The 21,469-nt window shown below is 69.3% G+C and carries 17 protein-coding genes; 15 read left to right on the plus strand and 2 right to left on the minus strand.

Annotated features, from left to right (window positions below):
• Positions 1 to 10: 10 nt before the first annotated feature.
• From KL771_RS12545 to KL771_RS12575, 7 genes are all read left to right on the plus strand, one after another.
• Positions 11 to 1,117, plus strand: a complete 1,107-nt coding sequence (locus tag KL771_RS12545) for an ABC transporter ATP-binding protein (RefSeq protein ID WP_261968891.1) — start codon at positions 11 to 13, stop codon at positions 1,115 to 1,117.
• Positions 1,114 to 1,965: an ABC transporter permease gene (locus tag KL771_RS12550; RefSeq protein WP_261968892.1), complete on the plus strand. Its 852-nt coding sequence runs from the start codon at positions 1,114 to 1,116 to the stop codon at positions 1,963 to 1,965. The genes KL771_RS12545 and KL771_RS12550 overlap by 4 nt, the downstream gene beginning before the upstream one ends.
• Positions 1,962 to 2,759, plus strand: a complete 798-nt coding sequence (locus tag KL771_RS12555) for an ABC transporter permease (protein WP_261968893.1) — start codon at positions 1,962 to 1,964, stop codon at positions 2,757 to 2,759. The genes KL771_RS12550 and KL771_RS12555 overlap by 4 nt, the downstream gene beginning before the upstream one ends.
• Before the next feature lie 14 nt (positions 2,760 to 2,773).
• Positions 2,774 to 3,607, plus strand: a complete 834-nt coding sequence (locus KL771_RS12560; RefSeq protein ID WP_261968894.1) for a polysaccharide deacetylase family protein — start codon at positions 2,774 to 2,776, stop codon at positions 3,605 to 3,607.
• Positions 3,604 to 4,395: an SDR family NAD(P)-dependent oxidoreductase gene (locus KL771_RS12565; protein ID WP_261968895.1), complete on the plus strand. Its 792-nt coding sequence runs from the start codon at positions 3,604 to 3,606 to the stop codon at positions 4,393 to 4,395. The genes KL771_RS12560 and KL771_RS12565 overlap by 4 nt, the downstream gene beginning before the upstream one ends.
• A gap of 11 nt (positions 4,396 to 4,406) precedes the next feature.
• Positions 4,407 to 5,162, plus strand: coding sequence for an SDR family NAD(P)-dependent oxidoreductase (locus tag KL771_RS12570; RefSeq protein ID WP_261968896.1), 756 nt, complete (start codon positions 4,407 to 4,409; stop codon positions 5,160 to 5,162).
• A gap of 137 nt (positions 5,163 to 5,299) precedes the next feature.
• A complete protein-coding gene (locus KL771_RS12575; RefSeq protein WP_261968897.1) occupies positions 5,300 to 6,694 on the plus strand; it encodes an amidase in 1,395 nt (464 codons plus the stop codon).
• 60 nt (positions 6,695 to 6,754) lie between these two features.
• Here the strand turns inward: KL771_RS12575 and KL771_RS12580 are convergent, their stop codons facing one another.
• Entirely contained in the window at positions 6,755 to 8,035 is a 1,281-nt protein-coding gene (locus tag KL771_RS12580) for a WcaI family glycosyltransferase (protein ID WP_261968898.1), read from the minus strand.
• Positions 8,036 to 8,195: 160 nt separating this feature from the next.
• Complete coding sequence (gene gmd, locus KL771_RS12585; RefSeq protein ID WP_261968899.1) at positions 8,196 to 9,278, minus strand: GDP-mannose 4,6-dehydratase; 1,083 nt, start codon at positions 9,276 to 9,278, stop codon at positions 8,196 to 8,198.
• A gap of 465 nt (positions 9,279 to 9,743) precedes the next feature.
• Here gmd and KL771_RS12590 point away from each other — a divergent pair, with 465 nt between their 5' ends.
• From KL771_RS12590 to KL771_RS12625, 8 genes are all read left to right on the plus strand, one after another.
• Positions 9,744 to 10,118 (plus strand): GFA family protein, encoded by a 375-nt coding sequence (locus KL771_RS12590; protein ID WP_261968900.1) that lies wholly within the window; start codon positions 9,744 to 9,746, stop codon positions 10,116 to 10,118.
• A 221-nt stretch (positions 10,119 to 10,339) separates the two neighbouring features.
• A complete protein-coding gene (locus tag KL771_RS12595) occupies positions 10,340 to 12,451 on the plus strand; it encodes a TonB-dependent siderophore receptor (RefSeq protein ID WP_261968901.1) in 2,112 nt (703 codons plus the stop codon).
• Entirely contained in the window at positions 12,448 to 13,698 is a 1,251-nt protein-coding gene (locus KL771_RS12600; protein ID WP_261968902.1) for an MFS transporter, read from the plus strand. Before KL771_RS12595 ends, KL771_RS12600 begins: the two co-directional genes overlap by 4 nt.
• Positions 13,673 to 14,518, plus strand: a complete 846-nt coding sequence (gene fhuF / locus KL771_RS12605) for a siderophore-iron reductase FhuF (protein WP_261968903.1) — start codon at positions 13,673 to 13,675, stop codon at positions 14,516 to 14,518. The genes KL771_RS12600 and fhuF overlap by 26 nt, the downstream gene beginning before the upstream one ends.
• Positions 14,519 to 14,715: 197 nt before the next feature.
• Positions 14,716 to 15,870 carry a patatin-like phospholipase family protein gene (locus KL771_RS12610; RefSeq protein WP_261968904.1) on the plus strand — a complete coding sequence of 385 codons (1,155 nt, stop codon included), beginning with the start codon at positions 14,716 to 14,718 and terminating at the stop codon, positions 15,868 to 15,870.
• Between the two features lie 52 nt (positions 15,871 to 15,922).
• Positions 15,923 to 17,836: a hypothetical protein gene (locus KL771_RS12615; protein WP_261968905.1), complete on the plus strand. Its 1,914-nt coding sequence runs from the start codon at positions 15,923 to 15,925 to the stop codon at positions 17,834 to 17,836.
• Positions 17,826 to 19,451 (plus strand): MBL fold metallo-hydrolase, encoded by a 1,626-nt coding sequence (locus KL771_RS12620; protein WP_261968906.1) that lies wholly within the window; start codon positions 17,826 to 17,828, stop codon positions 19,449 to 19,451. The genes KL771_RS12615 and KL771_RS12620 overlap by 11 nt, the downstream gene beginning before the upstream one ends.
• Positions 19,452 to 19,573: 122 nt before the next feature.
• Positions 19,574 to 21,397, plus strand: a complete 1,824-nt coding sequence (locus KL771_RS12625; protein WP_261968907.1) for an ABC-F family ATP-binding cassette domain-containing protein — start codon at positions 19,574 to 19,576, stop codon at positions 21,395 to 21,397.
• Positions 21,398 to 21,469 lie beyond the last annotated feature (72 nt).

Below are 21,469 nucleotides of genomic sequence, written 5' to 3' on the forward strand. Positions count from 1 at the left end.
GGACACGCCCATGAGCACGCTGACCTTCGAGGCGCTCGGCAAGTCCTACGGGGACACCGAGGTCGTCCGGGACATCTCGCTGACCATCCGGGAGGGGGAATTCGTCTCCCTGCTCGGCCCGTCCGGCTGCGGCAAGACCACCATCCTGCGTATGGTCGCGGGTCTGGTCGAGCCGAGCCGCGGGCGCATCCTGATCGGCAGCGACGATGTCACGCGGCTGCCGCCGAACCGGCGCGGCCTCGGTCTGGTGTTCCAGTCCTATGCGCTGTTCCCGCATCTGACCGTGTTCGAGAACGTCGCCTTCGGGCTGCGCCGGCGCAAGGTCGCCGGCGCTGAGCTCGAGCGGCGCGTCCGCGAGGCGCTCGCCATGGTGCGCCTCGCCGCCTTCGGCGACCGCATGCCGCGCCAGCTCTCCGGCGGCCAGCAGCAGCGTGTCGCCATCGCCCGCGCCATCGCGCCGCGGCCGCGCGTGCTCCTGTTCGACGAGCCGCTGTCGAACCTCGATGCCCAATTGCGCGAGGAGATGCAGATCGAGCTGAAGCGCCTGCAGCGCGACGTCGGCATCACCACCCTGTTCGTCACCCACGACCAGGGCGAGGCGCTGACCATGTCGGACCGGGTCGGCGTCATGGCCCGCGGCGTGATGCAGCAATTCGCCCCGCCCGAGGACATCTACCACCGGCCCGCGACCGCCTTCGTCGCCGGCTTCATCGGCCGGCCGAACCGGCTCGCCGGCCGCGTCGTCCGGCGCGACGGGTCGGGCGGCCGGGTCCGGATCGGCGACCGGGTCGAACTCGCCGCAGCCGCCGTCGACCTGCCGGCCGGCGCCGAAGCCAGCGTGATCATCCGCCAGGAGGCCATCGGGCTTATGGCGGAGGTCGGGGCCGTCGCCGGCACCGACCGGCCGGACGGCGCGCCCGGCATCCCCGGAACCGTCCTGCTGCGCTCCTTCTCGGGTGCGCGGGTGCAATATGTCGTGCGGATTGCCGAGGGCGTCGAACTGGTCGCGGAAACCGGCTCGAAAGGCGCCGCGGCCGATCTGGCGCCCGGCACTACGGTCACCCTGGTGATCCCGCCCGAGGCGGTCTTCGCCATGGCGCCGGAAGCGGCGTCATGATCCAGGCCCGGCACGCCCTCCTGATCCTGGCCCCGCTCGGCCTCGTCCTGGCGGCCTTCTTCCTGGTGCCGGTGCTGATGCTGCTGCCGACCAGCTTCGGCAGCTACGTGCCCGGGTCCGGCATCGCCAAGGGCGTCTGGACGCTGGAGAACTATCTGCGCATCGCCACCGACGACTACTACCGCGAGGTGATCTGGCGCACCCTCGGGCTCGGACTCGGCGTGTCGCTCGCCAGCCTGATCCTCGGCTATCCGGTCGCCTGGCTGATCGCGCGTGGCCCGGAAACGTGGCGTGTGCCGCTGATCCTGCTGGTCGTCTTCCCGATGCTGCTCAATCTCGTCGTCCGCTCCTTCGGCTGGATCGTGCTCCTCGCCAACCGCGGCCTCGTCAACACTCTCCTGATGCAGCTCGGCCTGATCTCCGCCCCGATCAAGCTGATGTTCAACCTGACCGGCGTGATGATCGGCCTGACCCACATCTATCTGCCCTTCATGGTGCTGATGCTGGTCGCCGCGATCCGCAACATCCCGCGCGACGTGGAGGCCGCCGCCGCCACGCTCGGCTCGAGCCGCGCCCATGTCTTCTTTTCGGTGACGCTGCCGCTGTCGGCGCCCGGCATCCTGGCCGGGTCGATCCTGGTCTTCGTCCTGACCATCAGCGCGCTGGTCACGCCGCGGATGCTCGGCGGGCCGACCTACAAGGTCATGGCGACGCTGATCTACGACGAATATGTGCAACTGCTCGATTGGCCGAGCGGATCGGCGCTGTCCTTCGCGCTGGCCCTGATGGCGATCGGCATCATCTGGGCGTCGAGCCGGCTGGCGCGGCGCTGGGCGGGCATGGCATGAGCGACGGCGCCGACCACCGCCCCGGACGGGCCGTGACCACGGCGGCCATCGCCGTGCTGGTCTTCCTGCAGATCCCCGTGCTGGTGGTCGTGCTGGCGGCCTTCTCGACCACCTCCTACCTGACCATCCCGCCCAAGGGCCTGACGCTCGCCTGGTTCGGCAAGGTGCTGGCCGATCCGACCTATCTGGCGGCGATCCGGATGAGCCTGATCCTCGCCTTCGGGTCCACGCTGGTCTCCACCGTGCTCGGCGTCGCCGCCGCCTATGCCCTGTTCCGGCGCACCCTGCCCGGCTCGGAGGCGATCATCGCCTTCCTGATGGCGCCGCTGGTCATGCCCGCGGTGGTGGTCGGCGTCGCGCTGCTGCAGTTCTTCAGCCTGACCGGCCTGCGCGGCACCCTGTTCGGGCTGCTGATGGCCCATGTGGTCATCACCGTGCCCTATATCGTGCGCTCCGCCCTGGCGAGCCTCGCCGGCCTCGACGGCGCGCTGGAGGAGGCGGCCCGGGTGCTCGGCGCGACCGGCCTGGAGGCGTTCCGGCTGGTGACGCTGCCGCTGATCCTGCCCGGCGTGGTCGCCGGCGCCCTGTTCGCCTTCATCACCTCGCTCGACAACGTGCCGGTCACCATCTTCCTGATCGGCGCCAACCAGACCACCCTGCCGGTGCTGATCTTCTCCTCCGTCGAGATGGGCATCGACCCGAGCGTCGCGGCCGTCTCCACGCTTCTGATCCTCGCCACCGCGATCGTCCTCATCCTGGCGGAGCGCCGCTTCCGCCTGCATCGCTTCGTCTGAAGAAAGCTCGCGCCATGCCGCTGACCAGCAAGGGTTTTCCCCTCTTCCTCACATTCGATCTCGACGCCGAGACGATGTGGACCGCGCGCGATCCGGCCTATGCCAACCGGCCGATCCTGATGTCGCAGGGCGCCTATGGCTGGAAGGTCGGCACCGGCCGCATCCTGGACCTGCTCGACCGCTACGGCATCAAGTCGACCTTCTTCGTGCCCGGCCTGGTGATCGACCAGCGCGAGGCGCTGATCGAAGAGATCCTGCGTCGCGGCCACGAACTGGCCCATCACAGCTACAGCCACGCCTGGATCCTGAGCCTGACGCCCGAGCAGGAGCGCGAGGAGATGGAGCGCGGCTGGCAGTCGATCAAGCGGGTCAGCGGCAGGGCCCCGCGCGGCTGGCGCTCGCCGGCGGCCGAGATCAGCCCGATCACCATGCCGATGCTGGTCGAATACGGCTTCGACTATTCGTCGAACTTCTTCGACGACGATTCCCCCTACCTGCACACCGTCGAGGGCCGCGAGACCAGGCTGGTCGAACTGCCGTTCCGCTGGGTGCTCGACGACGCGCCCTTCTTCCAATACTCGATCGTGCTGCCCGGCCGCACCATGCAGGCGCCCTCGGCGCTCCTGGAGGCCTGGAAGTCCGAATTCGACGTACTCCATGCCGAGGACCGCATGATGATGGTCGGCATGCACCCGCAGATCATCGGCCAGCCGTCGCGCCTGAAGGTGCTCGAGGCCTTCATCCAGTATGCGCTCGGCCATTCCGGCGTCTGGATCGGCCGCTGCGACGAGATGGTCGAAGACATGCGCCCGGGCCTCGAACGGGCGCGCGCCGAGGCCCGCCGGTGAGCCCGCCGCTGGCCGGCCCCCATGTGGTGACCCTGCCGTTTGCCGACCGGCGCATCCTGGTTGCCGGCGCCGCCAAGGGCATCGGCCGCGCCACGGTCGCCCGCCTCGCCGCCGAAGGTGCCGCCGTCGCGGCCCTCGACCGCGATGCCGCCGCACTGGCCGACCTCGCCGCCGCCCTGCCCGGCAACGCGCTCGTCACCGTGGTCGCCGACGTGACCGACACGGCCGCCGTGCAGTCTGCCGTGGCGGAGGCCGCGTCCCGGCTCGGCGGCCTCGACGGGCTGGTCAACGCGGCCGGCATCGATCTGGTCGCCCCGATCGGCGCCATGTCGCCCGCCGACTGGGCGCGCGTGATGGCCGTCAACCTGACCGGACCGATGACCGTGATGCAGGCGGCATGGCCGCATCTGGCGGCGGCCGGCGGTGCGACCATCGTCAACGTCTCCTCCGCGGCCGGCCTCGCGCCGCTGAAACACCGCACCGCCTACTGCGCCTCGAAGGCCGGCCTGCAGATGGCCTCCAAGGCGCTCGCCCTGGAGGCGGCCGGCTTCGGCATCCGCGTCAACGTGGTCTGCCCCGGAGCCGTCGACACCGACCTGTTCCGCTCCAGCCTCGACGGCGCCGCCGATCCGGAGGCCGCGCTGGAGGCCGTCAAGGCGCGCTATGCGCTCGAACGGATCGCCAGCCCGGACGAGATCGCCGCCGCCATCGTCTGGCTGAGTGGACCGGACTCCTCCTTCGTCACCGGCATCGCCATGGCGGTCGACGGCGGCCGCAGCTTCCATTGAGGGATCGAGCCATGGGCGAGGCCCGCTTCTCCGGCAAGGTCGCCATCGTCACCGGCGGCGCCAACGGCATCGGCGCGGCGACGGCCCGCCGATTCCTGGCCGAAGGCGCGCGCGTCGCGCTGATCGACCGGGAAGAGATCGAATTTGCCGCCGCATTGGCGCCGGATGAGCGCGCCCGGCTGCTTGCCGTCGCCGGCGACTGCACGGATGCCGACACGCTGACCGCCTTCCACGCGCAGGCCGAGGCGGCCCTCGGACCGGTCGACATCCTGTTCAACAATGTCGGCCAGAGCGGGCGCGAACGCGCCGCGCCGTTCCACGAGTCCGACGAGGCGGTTTGGCGCTTCGTGCTGGAGGTCTCGCTGTTCACGACCCTGCGCATGGCCCGGCTGGTCGTGCCGGGCATGCGGGCGCGCGGAGCCGGGCGGATCGTCAACATGTCGAGCGACGCGGCGCTGGTCGGCGATGCCGGCCTCGCCGACTATGCCGCCGCCAAGATGGGCATCGTCGGCTTCACCCGCTCGCTGGCGCGGGAGACCGCCGCCTTCGGCATCACCGTCAACGCGGTCGCGCCCGGCGCGATCCGGACGCGGGCGCATGACCAGCTGACGCCGGCCGTGCTCGACCGGATCAAGGCCGGCACCCCGGCCGGCTTCATCGCCGAACCGGAGGATGTCGCCGGCTGCGTCGCCTTCCTGGCGAGCGACGACGCCCGCTACATCACCGGCCAGACGCTCGCCATCGACGGCGGCCGCTGGATGCTCTGACCGCACGCTCGAGCCCGTCCCGTCCGGATCGACGCGACCCGGACGGGACGGGCTCAAGCTATTGATCCAGTGGCATTCCCTTGTCGATCGGATGAATCCATCCGATCGGGAAATGCTCTCGCACCCCGGGGACGCGCATGACCGACATCGCCGATCTCACCGCCGTCGCGCTCGCCGAGGCCATCCGGACCCGCACCGTCTCGCCGGTCGAGGCGGTCGAGGCCGCGCTCGCCCGCATCGCAGCCGGGGCCGATCTCAACGCCTTCATGGCCATCCCGGCGGCGCGGGCGCGCGCCGAGGCACGAGCCGCGGAGGCGCGGCTCAAGGCCGGCGAGCCGGCCCGACCCCTCGAAGGAATTCCTTTTTCGGTCAAGGACCTGACCCTGACCGAAGGGGTCGAGACCAGCCAGGGCTCGGCGCTCTTCGCCGGCACCATCCCGCGCGCCGATGCGGTCGCGGTGGCGCGGGCGCGGGCGGCCGGCGCGATCCTGATCGGCAAGACGACGACCCCGGAATTCGGCCACAAGCCCTTCACCGAGGGCCCGCATTTCGGCCGCACGCTCAATCCCCGGAGCCGGGCGCATACCTGCGGCGGCTCCTCCGGCGGTGCCGCCGTCGCGGTGGCGACCGGCATGGGGCCGCTGGCACTCGGCACCGACGGCGGCGGGTCGATCCGCATTCCGGCGTCCTGCTGCGGGGTGGTCGGCCTGAAGGCGACGCTCGGCGCCATCCCCAACCTGCAGGCACCCGACCTGTTCGGCGCCAATTCCTATGTCGGCCCGATGGCGCGCACCGTCGCCGACACGCGGCTTCTGTTCGAGGCCATCGCCGGCCCGGACCGGCGCGATCCCTACGGCCAGTCAGTGCCCGGCCCCGGTCCGCGGCTCGCCGCCGGCGACCGGCCGCGCCTCGCGCTCCTGATGCGTTGCGGCAATCTCCTCGATCCCGAGGTCGAGGATGCGGTCGATGCCGCCATGCGGCGGGCCGAAGGGCTCGGCTTCGTCGTCGAGCCGATCGAGCTCGATCTTGCCGCCCTGGAACCGGCCTTCCTGGTCTTCCTGCGCTCGCTGCTGCTCGCCCGCCTCGGCCGGGCCGCCGCGGCGACGCCCGAGAAGCTCGATCCGACGCTCCTGGCGACGATCGAGGCGGGCCGGGCCTATTCGGCCGCCGATCTCGCCGAGGCCCAGTTCGCCCGCACGGCGACGTTCGAGGCCGTGCAGTCGATCCTCGCACGCTTCGATGCCATCGCGTCGCCGACCCTGTCGGCCCCGGCGCTGCCCGTCGGTCTCGATCCGCTCGGCCGCATCGCCATCGACGGTCGCGATGCCGGCACCATCCGCGGCGCCTGGTACCCCTACACCTACCCGTTCAACCTGACCGGCCATCCGGCCATCTCGATCCCCTGCGGCCGCTCGAAGGACAGCCTGCCGATCGGCCTGCAACTGGTCGCCGCCTGGCACCACGATCGCTACCTGCTCGACCTCGCCGCCGCGCTGGAGGAGGACGGTGCCGGCATCTGCGCGCCGGTCTGAACGGATCGCCGGCCTGCCGTCCGGGCGGGCTCGCGCAGCATCCCGCGGCTGGCCGGTTGGTCAGGGCACCAGCGCCCGCAGGGCCTGCTCGAATCCGTCGATGATCGCCGTGCGATCCCAGCGCGCCTCGGCACGGCGGCGGGCCTCGGCGGCATAGCCGGCCCAGGCGACCGGATCGTCCAGCAGGCGCTCGATCGCGCCCGCAAAGGCATGCTCGTCCTCGGGCGCGACCACGAGCCCGCAGCCCTCGACCTCGGCGGCAAGCCCGGTGCCCGGATCGGCCGTGGCGACGACGGGCCGGCCGGACGCGAGCATGTTGGTCAGCTTGGACGGCAGCACCAGATCGGCCGCGCCGGCGCGCTGCGGCAGCAGGTGCACGGTGGCGAGCCCGACCAGGTCGCCAAGCCGCTCCTTCGGCTGCAGCGGGCGAAAGACGACATTGCCGAGCCCGGCCGCCGACTGGCGCAGCGGCTCAAGGTTCGGCCCGTCGCCGCAGATGACGAAGGTCAGGTCCCGGCGATGCGCCAGCCGCCGCGCCGCGCCGACAACGATCTCGATGCCTTGCTTGTTGGCGATGTTGCCCGAATAGAGCGCGACATGTTCGGTCGCGATGCCCCATTCGGCCCGGAACGGCGACGGACCGGCGAGCGGCCGCACGGCCTCGATGTCGGCCCAATTGCGGAACTCCACAACGCGTTCCGGCGCGACGCCCTTGGCGATGCAGCGCCGGCACATGGCCGGCGAGATCGAGCTGACGCGGTCGAAGCCGGCGAGGACCCGGCCTTCGAAGGCAGCGGCCATCCGGGCCAGCCGCCCGCCGCCGACGAGACCGGTCGCCACCGCCGCCTCGACCTCGAAATCCTGAATATGCAGCCACGACCGCGCGCCGGCGAGCCGCGCGGCTGCCCGGGCGACCGGCGCGGCGATCAGCGAGGGCGCGGCGGTGAATACGAGATCGGGCCGGAACCGCCGCGCCGCGGCCAGCATCGGCCACAAAGCGGAAGCGGCGAAGCTCATGTGATGCAGGATGCGCCGCGCCCCGCTCGGCCGCGCCGGCACATAATGGGCGACGCGTGTGATCGCGACGCCGGCCTCGCTGGTCTGCCGCCGCCAGCCGCCGCGAAACGGCGCCGGCACCGACCAGGCCGGATAGTAGGGCTTGCCGGCGACGACCGCGACCTGATGCCCGCGCGCGACCAGGGCCTCGGCGAGGCCGGTCGTATAGACGGCGATGCCGACCGGTTCCGGGGCATAGTTGAGGCCGAGCATGAGAATGCGCAGGGGCCGGCCGGTCCCCACGCCTGCGCCCGCCCGCCCGCCGGGTATCGCCCTGCCCGTCATGTCGCCTCGTCGATGGGTGCGCTGCGCGTCGATCGGCCGGCGCAGACCTCGAACGTGGCGGACGGGTCATGTCTGCCACATTCAGTAAACTCAAAACGTTTCGGACACGTGGTCGCAGACTGCCGCGCGTTGCGATGACACGCCCGACGGGTCACGCCGCCTAGGCGTCCTTCATGATCGGAGCGGTCTCCATGATGCGCAGGTCCTCCTGCACCATCTCGCGGCACAGGGCGCGGACCGGGGTCTCGTGCCGCCAGCCGAGCTTTTCGTGCGCCTTGGTCGGGTCGCCGATCAGCAGTTCGACCTCGGTCGGACGGAAATAGCGCGGATCGACCTCGACCAGCACGCGGCCGGTGGCGCGATCGATGCCCTGTTCGTCGACGCCCGCACCGCGCCAGTCGAGCGCGATGCCGACATCCTCGAAGGCCCAGGTGACGAAATCGCGCACGCGGGTGGTCACCCCGGTCGCCAGCACATAGTCGTCGGGCTTGTCCTGCTGCAGCATCATCCACATGCCGCGGACATATTCGCGCGCATGGCCCCAGTCGCGCTGGGCATCGAGATTGCCGAGCCACAGCTTCGGCTGCCGGCCGAGCCGGATCGCCGCAGCCGCCCGGGTGATCTTGCGGGTGACGAAGGTTTCGCCACGCAACGGGCTTTCGTGATTGAACAGGATGCCGTTGGAGGCATGCATGCCGTAGGCTTCGCGGTAGTTGACCACGATCCAATAGGCATAGAGCTTTGCCGCGGCATATGGCGAACGCGGATAGAAGGGCGTCGTCTCGCGCTGGGGGACTTCCTGGACGAGGCCATAGAGTTCGGATGTCGAAGCCTGGTAGAAGCGCGACTTCTGCTCCAGTCCGAGAATGCGGATCGCCTCCAGAAGCCTGAGCGTGCCGATGGCATCGGCATTGGCGGTATATTCCGGCGTCTCGAAGGATACCTGGACGTGGCTCTGCGCCGCCAGATTGTAGATCTCGTCCGGCTGGCAGTGCTGGACGATCCGGATGAGATTGGTCGAATCCGTCATGTCACCGTAGTGCATGATGAATTTCGGGCTTTCGACATGCGGATCCTGGTAGATGTGCTCGATCCGGCCGGTATTGAACGAAGACGAACGCCGCTTGATGCCGTGGACCGTGTAGCCCTTCGAAAGCAGAAGTTCGGCCAGATAGGCGCCGTCCTGTCCGGTCACCCCGGTGACCAGCGCCACCTTGCCGGTCGATGCCGTTCGGTCAGTCATGAAATCCCCTGAACGCAATGGTTCCAACAACGACGGAACTGCGTCCCGTCCAACACAGCCTGGACCATCATCCGAACTCAAGGGATCGGATCATGCTCCGCATATTTCCGTTTGCGCAAGCGTCTTCCGATCTGAGCGGGTCGCCCCGATCGGACCTTGCTCGGGCGATACGATCCGACGAATCGACGAACCGGGCTGCCCGCCCCCAGACCCGGCGGCCGGCATTCCTGGGCCGGACGATAGGCCGGGAGCGTCCGGAACCGCGAGTATATTGGTGCGCAGGGTTGGGCGATGGCGCCCGTTGGATGGGGATCGGATAGGCTTGTGTGGGGGCGCACGCGCGGCCGGACAGTCAGGCGATTCGCAAGGCCTTGCAGCCGCGGAGACATTCCAGTTCGGGACCGCAACCGCGCCGTCGCGATCGCCGTCGCACCGAGCGCTCGAAAGCCCGGATGGAGGACAGCCATGTCGAAGCGTTCGGGACAATGCCTCTGCGGCCGGGTGAAAGTCTTCGTTCGCGGCGAACCGCTGCGCGTCGGCATCTGCCACTGTTCCGACTGCCGGAAGGAAAGCGGCTCGGCCTTCACCTTCTATGCGGTCTGGCCACGTCCCGCCTTCGAATGGACGGGTGAAACGGCCGCGTTCCGCGGACAGAATTTCTGCCCATCCTGCGGCTCCCGCCTCTTCTCGGCCGACTCCGAAGAGGCGGAAATCAAGCTCGGCGTCCTGTCGGACCCGCCCGTCAGGCTCGTCCCGGGCTATGAGCTTTGGATCAAGCGCCGCGAGCCGTGGCTGAAGCCGATCGAAGGTGCCGAGCAATATGAGGAGGATCGACCGTAATCGACGGAACGCAAAGCCGCGGTCCGCTCGATCGCCCCCCTGACAGACCACCGACCGGGCAGTAATAGATTCTCATTGGAGCAATTATAATTCCAAATCCGGCAATGTAATCGCGTGTATTTAGAATTCATCGAAGTATAAATGATCGATATATCCATTGACTACTGTCTTTCATTTGGCCTAACTCCCGTCACAATCCAGGTGACCGGAGGCTGTCATTGATGCGTCGTCCCTTCTTGGCTTTTACCGCGGTCGCGGCCACGGCCCTCACCGCCATCCCCGACCGTTCTCAGGCACAGCAAGGTCCCGTGGTGCAACTGGACGATGTCGTCGTCGAAGGGCAGGCGGCGGGGCGCAACGGCACCGAGGGGGCGCGTGGCGTCGTCGGCAATGACGGCTATGTGGCGAAGACCACGCGCACGGCGACCAAGACCGACAGCCCGGTGATCGAGGTCCCGGCCACGATCAACACGGTGACGCAGAAGCAGCTCGACGAGCGCCGTCCGCAAAATCTGACCGAGGCGCTCGCCTATACGCCGGGCGCACGCACCGGCGCCTATGGTTTCGACCCGCGCTTCGACAGTTTCACCATCCGCGGCGTCGACATCACCTATACGGGCGTCTTCCGCGACGGCCTGCGCCAGTTCAACAGCCCGAGCGGCCTGTTCCGCCTGGAACCCTACGGGCTCGATTCGGTCTCGATCCTGAAGGGGCCGGCCTCGTCGCTCTACGGTGCGAGCGCCTCGGTCGGCGTCATCGACCTCGTCTCGAAGCGGCCGACCGAATACTGGCTGCGCGAAGTGGGGGTCGAAACCGGCTCCTTCAACCGCAAGCAGGCGACCTTCGACGTGAGCGGGCCGGCCAACGACGGCGGCACGGTGCTCTGGCGCCTCACCGGCCTCGCCCGCGACGCCGACACCAACATGCCGGGCGTTCCCGACAACCGCGTCTTCCTCGCCCCGGCCGTGACCTTCAAGCCGAGCGAGGACACCAAGCTGACCGTGCTCGGCGAGTTCATGAACTCCCGGACCGGCGGTTCGATGTTCCACGAGAACATCTACGTCCCCTATACGCTCAAGGACGGCACGATCACCTACGAGACCGCCGGCGCGACCAAGAAGCGCCTGTACAATGCGCGCTACAACGACTTCACCCAGACCCAGGGACGGCTCGGCTACGAGTTCGAGCATCGCTTCAACGAGATCGTCTCGGTGCACCAGAACCTGCGCTGGTCCGGCCTCTCGACCGACGAGAAGTTCGCCGGCACGACCTATGCCGGCCGCGTCAAGGAGGAGATGTTCGCCACTTCGGCAGACACCTATCTGAAGACGCGCCTGAAGACCGGACCGGTCGAGCACACCATCCTGACCGGCTTCGATCTCGGCTATTCGACCTACGATTCCAGCATCGGCTACAATTTCGCGGCCGTCGCCAACCCGGACATGCCCGACCCGACCCGCCAGCGCCAGACCATGGTCGGCGCCTATGTGCAGGACGAGATGAAGCTCGGCGGCTGGCGCCTTCTGCTCGGCGGCCGGCACGATTGGCTGTCCAGCACCTACCGGGTTCCGGGCACCGACGCCGAAAAGCAGACCAAGGGCGCCACCACCGGCCGGGCCGGCCTCAGCTACGTGACGGGTTTCGGCCTGACGCCCTTCGTCAGCTACGGCACTTCGTTCAACGCCAATCCGGGCACGGTGCTGAACGGCGGTGTGGCGGCGCCGACGCGCGGCGAACAGGCCGAGGCCGGCCTGAAATATGCGCTGCCGGGCACCAACACGCTGCTCACCGCCTCGACCTTCTGGCTGAAGCAGACCGACGGCATCGTCTATACGGTCGTCGACAGCGTCAACCAGCAGACCCAGCTCGACTTCCGCTCGCGCGGCTTCGAACTGGAAGCCAACACCTCCTGGAAGAACGGCACCAGCCTGCTCGCCTCATACGCCTATACCGACACGCGCATCCTGAAGCTTTCGCCGGACACCAACGGCAACGAAGTCAACAGCGTGCCGAAGCATTCCTTCTCGGTCTGGGGCGCCTATGACGCGCCGGTCGAGCCGTTCAAGGGCCTCGGCATCGGCGCCGGCCTGCGCTACACCGGCGCCAGCTTCGGCGACGACTACAACCGCGCGGTGATCCGCAACAAGCCGGTCAGCTTCGTCGATGCCCGGCTCAGCTACGATTTCGGCGCGCTGAACCCGCAATACAAGGGCCTGACCGGGCAGATCAACGCGCAGAACCTGCTCGACCGCGTCGAACAGGTCTGCTCCTCCGGCTACTGCTACTACAACCAGGGCCGGAAGATCACCGCCAGCCTGCGGTATCGCTGGTGAGCGCGGTCGCCGCCGCGGACGACGCGCCGCCCGCCGCAAGGCCGGCGGCGCGCCTGCTGATCGGGCTGGGCGGGCTCTATGTCGCCCAGAGCGTGATCGGCGGGGTGGTCTTCACCGGACTTCCGGCGGTGATGCGCCAGAACGGCGCCTCGCTCGGCGACATCGCCTTCATCCTGCTGACCGTGCTGCCCTGGTCGTTCAAGTTCCTCTGGGCCCCCGCGGTGGAACGCTTCCGGTCGCCGCATGGCGGGGTCCGGCGCACACGCACCACCGTCGCAATCTTCGGCACGCTCGCCGTCTGCGCGATCCTGGCGACCGCCCTGATCGGCCCGACCGCGCTCGGCCCCCTGACGGTCGCCATCATGGTCGCCTCCTTCTCGTCGGCGACCCTCGACATCGCCTGCGACGGCCATGCGGTGGAGAGCGTCGCCGGCAGGGATCGCGGCCTCGCCAATGCGGCCCAGGTCGGCGGCGCCTATCTCGGCTCCGCGATCGGCGGCGGCCTGTATCTGGTCCTGCTCGACCATTTCGGCTGGCGCCCCTCGACCCTGGCGATGGCGGCCGTCCTCCTCGTGCTGGCGGCGCCGTTCCTGACCGCCCCGGACGGCGCCCGCATCGACCGTGCCGACAGGCCGCGGCAATCGCTGCGTCACGCGCTGAAGCGGCCGGCGGTGCGGTCGGGCCTGTTGCTGGTCGGCCTTTTCGTGCTCGGCCAGAAATGGGCCATGGTGCTGATCGGCCCCTTCCTGATCGACCGGGGCCTCAGTCTCTCGACGATCGGCACCGTCAACGGCATCGGCATTACCGCCCTTGGCCTCGCCGGTGCGCTCGGCGGCGGCGTCGTACTGCGCCGGTTCAGCGTCTTGGGCGTCATGTCGGCCGCACTCGCCGTGCAGGGCGTCGTCATGTTCGCCCTCGCCGTCTTCGCCGCCTCGGGCGACGTTGCACCCGCCGCCCTCGTGGCGACCACGCTGGTCTCTTCAGGCAGCTTGGCACTCGGCTTCGTCGCCCTCTACTCGGATTTGATGGGCCGCGCGTCGGCCGATCAGGCCGGGGTCGACTTCACCCTGTTCCAGAGCATGGACGCGATCGTCAGCCTGATCGGCTGGCGCCTGGTCGGCCTGTTCGGCGACGCGCTCGGCTTCGCCGCCTGCTTCGCCGGTTCCGGCCTGCTCGCGCTGCTGGCACTCGGACTGCTCCCGATCGTTGCTGGACGAAATCGTGGCGAGACCGATGGGCACGGCTGATATCGGCGGCTGCTTCACCGGCACGCTCGCCCGTTTCGCTGGGACCATCCGGACCGACGACGGCGGCCCGGGTCTGGCGGCGGATCGGCTGCTCGACCCGGACACCGTCCGCGACCTGATCGAGCGCTATGCGGCGAGCCTGCCCGGCGCCGATCCGCGGGCGATCGTTTCCATGTGGAGCCAATGGCATTGTGCGGCCGTGGTCACCCCGGCTGTCGTCGCCTGCGTGATCGCCCGACACCGGCTGCCGGTCGCCCTGGAGGATTGCCGGCTCGCGCTGCACGACAACGGCTGCACGGCGGCCGTGCTGGTGCCGGCCGCCGCGCCCGGCATGGCCGCAGCCGAGCGGGTGCCGGAGGACCGGATACCCGAGGACCGGATACCCGACGACCGGTCCGGCTCCGCGCCCGTCGGGACCCGGCGGCATTCCGGCTTCGGCGATCTGCTCGACGGCCATCTGGCGCCGTTGATCGCCTTCATCGCGCGGGAATTTGCGGTTTCGCCCAAGCTCCTCTGGACCAACGCGGCGGCCAGCTTCGCCTGGACCCTGCAGCAATGCGCCGCCCGGCCCGAAGCCGACAGTGCCGCCCTGTCCGAGGCCGAAGGACGACTGACCCTGGCGGAGGCCTGGCCGACCGGCCGCAATCCCTTTGCCGGTGCGCTGAGGCCCTCCCCTTTCGTTCCGCTTGAACAGTGCAGCCGCCGCGTCTGCTGCCTGCGCTACCTGCTGCCGGGCTGGGCGGATTGCGGCAGCTTCTGTCCCTTGCCGGCGCGCGACCGACCGGCCGGGGCCGCGGACAACCCGGCGGGCGACCCGTAAGGCCCGCATCGGCACCGAAGGCGGCCGGCATGCCCCCGACCTCCGCCACGGCTCGCATGGCCGGCGGCCTTGCGCCGGACGGCGTTCGGCAGGGCTATTGCATTCAAGTTCAAATATGTTTTTCCGGTTGCATACTCGCATTCAGACATGACATAGTTTCAGCACCGCGCGGCATTGTGCGCGGAATGGGGGTTCCCATGTCCTTTTCGGAACTCAGGGACGAACCGGACGAATTGCGTCCAGAAATCGGGCTTTGCCTCTCGGGTGGTGGCTACCGGGCCATGGTGTTCCATGTCGGCGCGCTCTGGCGGCTGAACGAAGCCGGGCTGCTGCGCAAGATCCGGCGGATTTCTAGCGTCTCCGGCGGCTCGATCACGGCGGCCTATCTGGGCCTCCTCTGGAACGAATTGAATTTCGACGGCGCCGGCCGGGCGCGGTCCTACGACAAAGTGGTCGAAGGCATCCGGCGCATGGCCTCGACCAGCATCGACGCCGGGGCGATCCTCGGCGGCATCTTCCTGCCGGGGACGATCAGCGACCGGGTCGCCCGCGCCTACGCCAAGACGTTGTTCGGCGAGGCGACCTTGCAGGACCTTCCCGACGACGGCGACGGCCAGACGCCGCGCTTCGTGATCAACGCAACCAATGTCCAGTCGGCGGTGCTGTGGCGCTTCTCGCGGCCCTATATGGGCGACTATCGGGTCGGCCTGATCCGCAACCCGACCGTCTCGCTGGCCACCGCGGTCGCGGCCTCGTCCGCCTTCCCGCCCATGCTGTCGCCGCTCGAACTGGACATCGACGCCGCCTTCGAGCCGGACGACAAGGCCGATCTGACGGGACCCGAGTTCCGCCGGCGCGTCATGCTGAGCGACGGCGGCGTCTACGACAATCTCGGGCTGGAGACGGTCTTCAAGTCCTACGAAACGGTGCTGGTCAGCGATGCCGGACAGAAGGTCGCCCCGGAGCCGGATCCGGCGACCGACTGGGCGCGGCACGCGGTCCGCATCCTCGATGTCGTCGACAATCAGGTGCGCAGCCTGCGCAAGCGCGCCCTGATCGCCGCCTACCTGTCGAAGGCGCGGACCGGCACCTATTGGGGCATCCGGACGCATTTCGCGGATTACAAGCTCCAGGACGACCCGCTCGGCTGCGCCGGGCGCGATCCGACCCCGCTCGCCGAGGTGCCGACCCGGCTCAGCGCGATGGATGACGCGACCCAGGAGAAGCTGGTCAACTGGGGCTATGCGGTCACCGATGCCGCCTTGCGCCGGCATTTCGATGCCGACCTGCAGGCCCGGTTCGGCGTCGTGATCGGCGCGCCCGAGGGCTTCCCCTATCCCGGAGGCTACTGACCGGCCGCCACCCTGCCTCGTCTGTTCGGGACACATCCAGGAGGATTGTCCAATGCCGGATCTGCCGGTGCCGCGCCGCCGCTCGGGTTTGAAGCCGCCCTTCCGCCGCCTGCGGATCTATGCCTTCGATCCGTCGGCCTCGCTCGACCTGCAGCTTGCCGTCGTCAACGAGGCGACGATCGGCCTGGATTGGGAGCGGCTGGAGCCGGGTCCCGTCGGCGACTATCTCGAAGTGGTCGACGTCGATCCAGCCACCGGCGGCTTCTATGCGGCGGCCGACCTCGACGATCCGGCGCTCCTGGTGCAGGACGGATTCGCGCCGTCGGAGGGCAATCCGAAATTTCATCAGCAGATGGTCTATGCCGTCGCGATGCTGACCATCCGGAATTTCGAGCGTGCCCTCGGCCGGAAGGTGCTCTGGTCGCTGCGGCCGTGGAATGCGTCCATGGAGCCGGCGGCAAAGGCCGATCGCTATGTCGGCCGCCTGCGGATCTATCCCCATGCGCTGCGCGAGGCGAACGCCTATTACAGCCCCCAGAAGCTCGCCCTTCTGTTCGGCTATTTCCGCGCTTCGCGCACCCATCCCGGGCGCAACCTGCCCGGCGGCCTCGTCTTCACCTGTCTGTCTCACGACGTGATCGCCCATGAGACGACCCACGCCATCCTGGACGGCCTGCATCCGCATTTCATCGACGCGAGCAATGTCGACATGCTGGCGTTCCACGAGGCCTTCGCCGATATCGTCGCCCTGTTCCAGCACTTCACGCTGAGCGATCCGCTGAAGCAGCAGATCGCCGCGCTCAAGGGCAATCTCGGCAAGCGCTCGCTGCTGAGCGGCCTCGCCAAGCAGTTCGGCGAGGCGATCGGCCATTACGGCGCCCTGCGCGACGCCATCGACGCGGTCGACGAGGCGACCGGGCTGCCCGACCCGTCCGCGCTGGGGCGGACCACCGAGCCGCATGGCCGCGGCGCGATTCTGGTCGCCGCCGTGTTCGATGCCTTCGTGTCGATCTACCGGTCCCGCGTCGCCGATCTCCTGCGCCTGACCACCGGGGACGGGACGCGCTATCCGGACGGCGACCTGCATCCCGATCTGGTCAACCGCCTGGCGGACGAAGCCGCCAAGGCGGCGGGCCATGTGCTGCGCATCTGCGTACGGGCGCTCGACTACCTGCCGCCGGTCGACATCACCTTCGGCGACTATCTGCGCGCCCTGGTCACCGCCGACCACGATCTCGTCGCCAACGACGACCGCGGCTACCGCATCGCCTTCATCGAAGCCTTCCGCCGGCGCGGCATCTATCCGAGGAACTGCCGGTCGCTGTCGATCGAGAACCTGCTCTGGGAGGAGCCGGACACCCCGATCGAGATCGATTGGCTCAAGGACGAGGTCTTTGCGGCCCAGGACGACCGGCGCGCGATCCACGATGCCGCCCTGCAGCGGCAGGCGGAGTTGGAGAACTGGCTGCGCGACCGGGCGCCCTTCACGCGCGAGGCGATCCGCTCGCTCGGTCTGTGGCTGGACGAGACGGCGCCGAAAACCGTCCGCCGGGTGCGGACGACCCAGCGGCCGCACTTCACGGTCAATTCGCTGCGCGTGGCCAGCCGCGTCGGCCCGGACGGACAGCAGGAACAGCAGATCGTCATCGAGATCACGCAGGAGCGCCGCGGCTTTGCCGACGAGACCGATCAGGCGACGGCCGATGCCACCGGCCGTGCCCCGGGCCAACGCGCGGCCTTCACCTTCCGTGGCGGCGCGACGCTGATCGTCGACTACCGGACCCGAGCCGTCCGCTACTGCATCGCCAAGGATATCGGCGACAACGAGCGTCTGGCGGGGCAGCGCGCCTTCCTGTTCGGCGCCCCCGGCGAGCCCCCCGGCGCGACCTATTTCGGCTTTGCCCGGCGCAAGGAACCCTTCGCCTTTCTGCACCGCGTGCTCGAGGAGGACGGCCATGGCCACTGAGCCCCGTGCCCGCCGCAAGCGCAGCCCGAAGCCCGCCGGCAGCGCGCCGGAACCGCCCGCCCCGGCGCCCGATCCGGCACCCGGCCCGACGCCGCTGCCGCCGGACCGCATCGCGGTCCGGATGTATCGAGACATTCTGGGCGACTGCTTCCTGCTGCGCATCCCGGCCGACGAAGGGCGGGTGCATGTCCTGATCGACTGCGGCATCCTGCAGGGCATGCCGGCGGCGGAGGCGCGGGCGCGGCGGATCATGGCCGACATCGCCCGGGAGACGCGCCACCTCGACGTGCTGATCGTCACGCACGAACACTGGGATCATCTGTCCGGTTTCCGGCAGGCCTCCGACATCTTCGACACGCTCACGATCGGCGAATTGTGGCTCGCCTGGACCGAGGACGACCGCGACGAATTGGCAAGGCGCCTGCGTGCCGGGCGCGAGAGCGCGCTGAAGGTGATCGAACGGAGTTTCGCGGCGATCGCGAAGACCTCGGCGCTGGCAGCCGGCGCGGAGGAGGACGACGAGGACGACGAGATGGCGCCGGCGACCTTCGGGCGGATGGACGGCGTCGCCGGCCTGATGGCTTTTGCCGGCCGTGCCCCCGGCCTCGCCGCTACCGGCGGCACCGGCACCATCCTCGACATGCTGCGCGCCAAGGCGGCCAAGATCCGCTTCCTGAAGCCCGGCGAGACGCCCTTGCACCTGCCCGGTTCGGTCGCGTGCCGCGCCCATATCCTGGGGCCGCCGCGCGACGAGGCGCGTCTGAAGCGCAGCAATCCGAGCAAGGCCCGCCCGGAGGTCTACCAACTGGCCGACGACACCGTCGGCGACGACATCTTCTTTCTGGCCGCCCTGCCGTTGGAGGACACCGACCCGGTGGCCCTCAACCTGGCCCGGCCCTTCGCCCGGAAATACCTTCTGAGCGCCGATGACCCTCGCACCGCCGTCGTCGACAGTGAGGAACGCGATGCGCTGGACACCTTCGTCGCCCGCTACGAAGATCCGGCCGAGGCCTGGCGGCGGATCGACGACGACTGGCTCGGCGCCGGCGAACAGCTCGCGCTGAAACTCGATTCCGACACCAACAACACCAGCCTGGCGATCGCCTTCGAGATCGGCCTCGGGCCGGCCAGCCGCGTGCTGCTCTTCCCCGGCGACGCCCAGGTCGGCAACTGGCTGTCCTGGGGCGACTACCGCTGGCTCGACGATAGGGACAAGCCCGACTCCGCGCTCGGTATCGAGGACCTGCTCGCGAAGACCGTCCTCTACAAGGTCGGCCATCACGGCAGCCATAACGCCACCCTGCGCGAACGCGGCCTCGAACTGATGACCAACGAGAATCTGGTCGCGATGATCCCGGTCGCGGAGGATTTCGCCCGCAGCAGCAAGCATTGGAACATGCCGTTCCCCTCCCTGCTGGAACGTCTTGAGATGAAGACCGGCGGCCGCATCCTGCGCGCGGATCGGCGCCGCGCCGATCTCGAGGCGGCGGCCGCCGCAAGGGCCGGCAAGTCCGGCGAACTGTCGCGCGCTGCCTGGGACTCGTTTCTCGACATGGTTGCGGATGTCGCGGGCGATGCGGAGCCGGTGGCGATCGAATACGCGATCCGCGTCTGAGGCCGGCGCGCGGACCGCGGCCGCCGTGCCGTCGACGCGCGGCCGCCGCCCGCGCGCCGGATCGCCTGGAACACCGTGCATGCCGGTGGCCTTCCGCGCGGCCTTCGGCTAAACCGGCCGGCATGGCAGCCCCCCTTCTCACACTCCGCGACATCCATCTCTCCTTCGGCGGTCCGCGCCTGCTCGAAGGTGCCGAACTCTCCGTCTTCGACGGCGACCGCATCTGCCTCGTCGGCCGCAACGGCTCGGGCAAGTCGACGTTGCTCAAGGTCGCCGCCGGACTGATCGAGGCCGACCGCGGCGAGCGCGTCGTCAACCAGGCGACGACCGTGCGCTACCTGCCGCAGGAGCCCGATCTGTCGGCCTATCCGAGCGTGCTCGCCTATGTCGAGGAGGGCCTGGGACCGGCCGACGACGCCTACCGGGCGCGCTATCTGGTCGAGGAACTGGGCCTGACCGGCGAGGAGGACCCGAAGCGGCTTTCCGGCGGCGAGGCGCGCCGGGCCGCGCTCGCCCGCGCGCTGGCGCCGGAGCCCGACGTGCTGCTGCTCGACGAGCCGACCAACCATCTCGACCTGCCGGCGATCGAATGGCTGGAGGCGGAACTGAAGTCGCTGCGCTCGGCGCTGGTGCTGATCAGCCACGACCGCGCCTTCCTGACCGCGCTCAGCCGCTCGACGGTGTGGATCGACCGCGGCACCGCCCGGCGCATGGAGCGCGGCTTCGCCCATTTCGAGGCCTGGCGCGACGACCTGCTGGCCGAGGAGGAGCGCGACGCGCAGAAGCTCGACCGCAAGATCGTCGCCGAGGAGCATTGGGTGCGCTACGGCGTCACCGCCCGGCGCAAGCGCAACGTCCGCCGCATGGCGGAACTGTCGGAACTGCGCCGCCGCCGCAAGGAGGCGCGCCGGCCGGTCGGCGACGTGAAGATGACGGTCAGTGAGGCGGACGCCTCCGGCAAGCTGGTCATCGAGGCCGAGGGCATCGCCAAGGCCTTTGCCGGACGGAGCGTGGTCGAGCCCTTCTCGATTCGCATCGGGCGCGGCGACCGGGTCGGCCTGATCGGTCCGAACGGCGCCGGCAAGACCACCCTGGTCAAGATGCTGACCGGCACGCTGCCCCCCGATTCCGGCACCGTGCGCCTCGGCGTCGGCCTGGAGATGGTCACGCTCGACCAGAAGCGCGAGGGCCTCGACCCGTCCGCCTCGCTGCGCGAGGCCCTGACCGAGGGTCGCGGCGACACGCTGACCATCGGCGGCCAGCCCAAGCATGTCATGAGCTACATGAAGGACTTCCTGTTCGGCGCCGAACAGGCCGGCACGCCGGTCTCGGTCCTGTCGGGCGGCGAGCGCGGCCGGCTGATGCTGGCGCGCGCACTGGCCAAGCCGTCGAACCTGATCGTGCTCGACGAACCGACCAACGACCTCGATCTCGAAACGCTCGACCTGCTCGAGGAGATGCTGGCCGACTATCCCGGCACCGTCATCCTGGTCAGCCACGACCGCGACTTCCTCGACCGCATCGCCACCTCGGTGGTGGTCTCCGACGGCGACGGCCGCTGGCTCGAATATGCCGGCGGCTATTCCGACATGGTCGCCCAGCGCGGCTACGGCGTGAAGGCGCGTCGCATCACGCCGCCGCCGGGCGAGGCGGCGACCGCGACCGCAGCCGCACCGAAGCCAGCGGGCGCAGCCCCGCAGGCCGCCCGGCGCAAGCTCAGCTTCAACGAGAGCCACGCGCTGAAGACCCTGCCGGCGACGATCGAAAAGCTCGGCGGCGAGATCGCCACCCTGCAGGCCGCGATGGCCGATCCCGATCTCTACGCCAAGAACCCGAAGCGCTTCGCCGAGACCGCCGCCAAGCTCGACAGGGCCCAGGCCGCGCTGGCCGCCGCCGAAGACGAATGGCTGCGCCTGGAGATGCTGCGCGAGGAGATCGGCGGGTAGAGCATTTCCCAATCGGATGCCCCATCCGATCGCCGCGAACATGCTCCGGGTTCAAGACCTTGAGCCGGTCCC

The sequence above is a fragment of the Prosthecodimorpha staleyi genome, assembly GCF_018729455.1.
Classification (GTDB): domain Bacteria; phylum Pseudomonadota; class Alphaproteobacteria; order Rhizobiales; family Ancalomicrobiaceae; genus Prosthecodimorpha; species Prosthecodimorpha staleyi.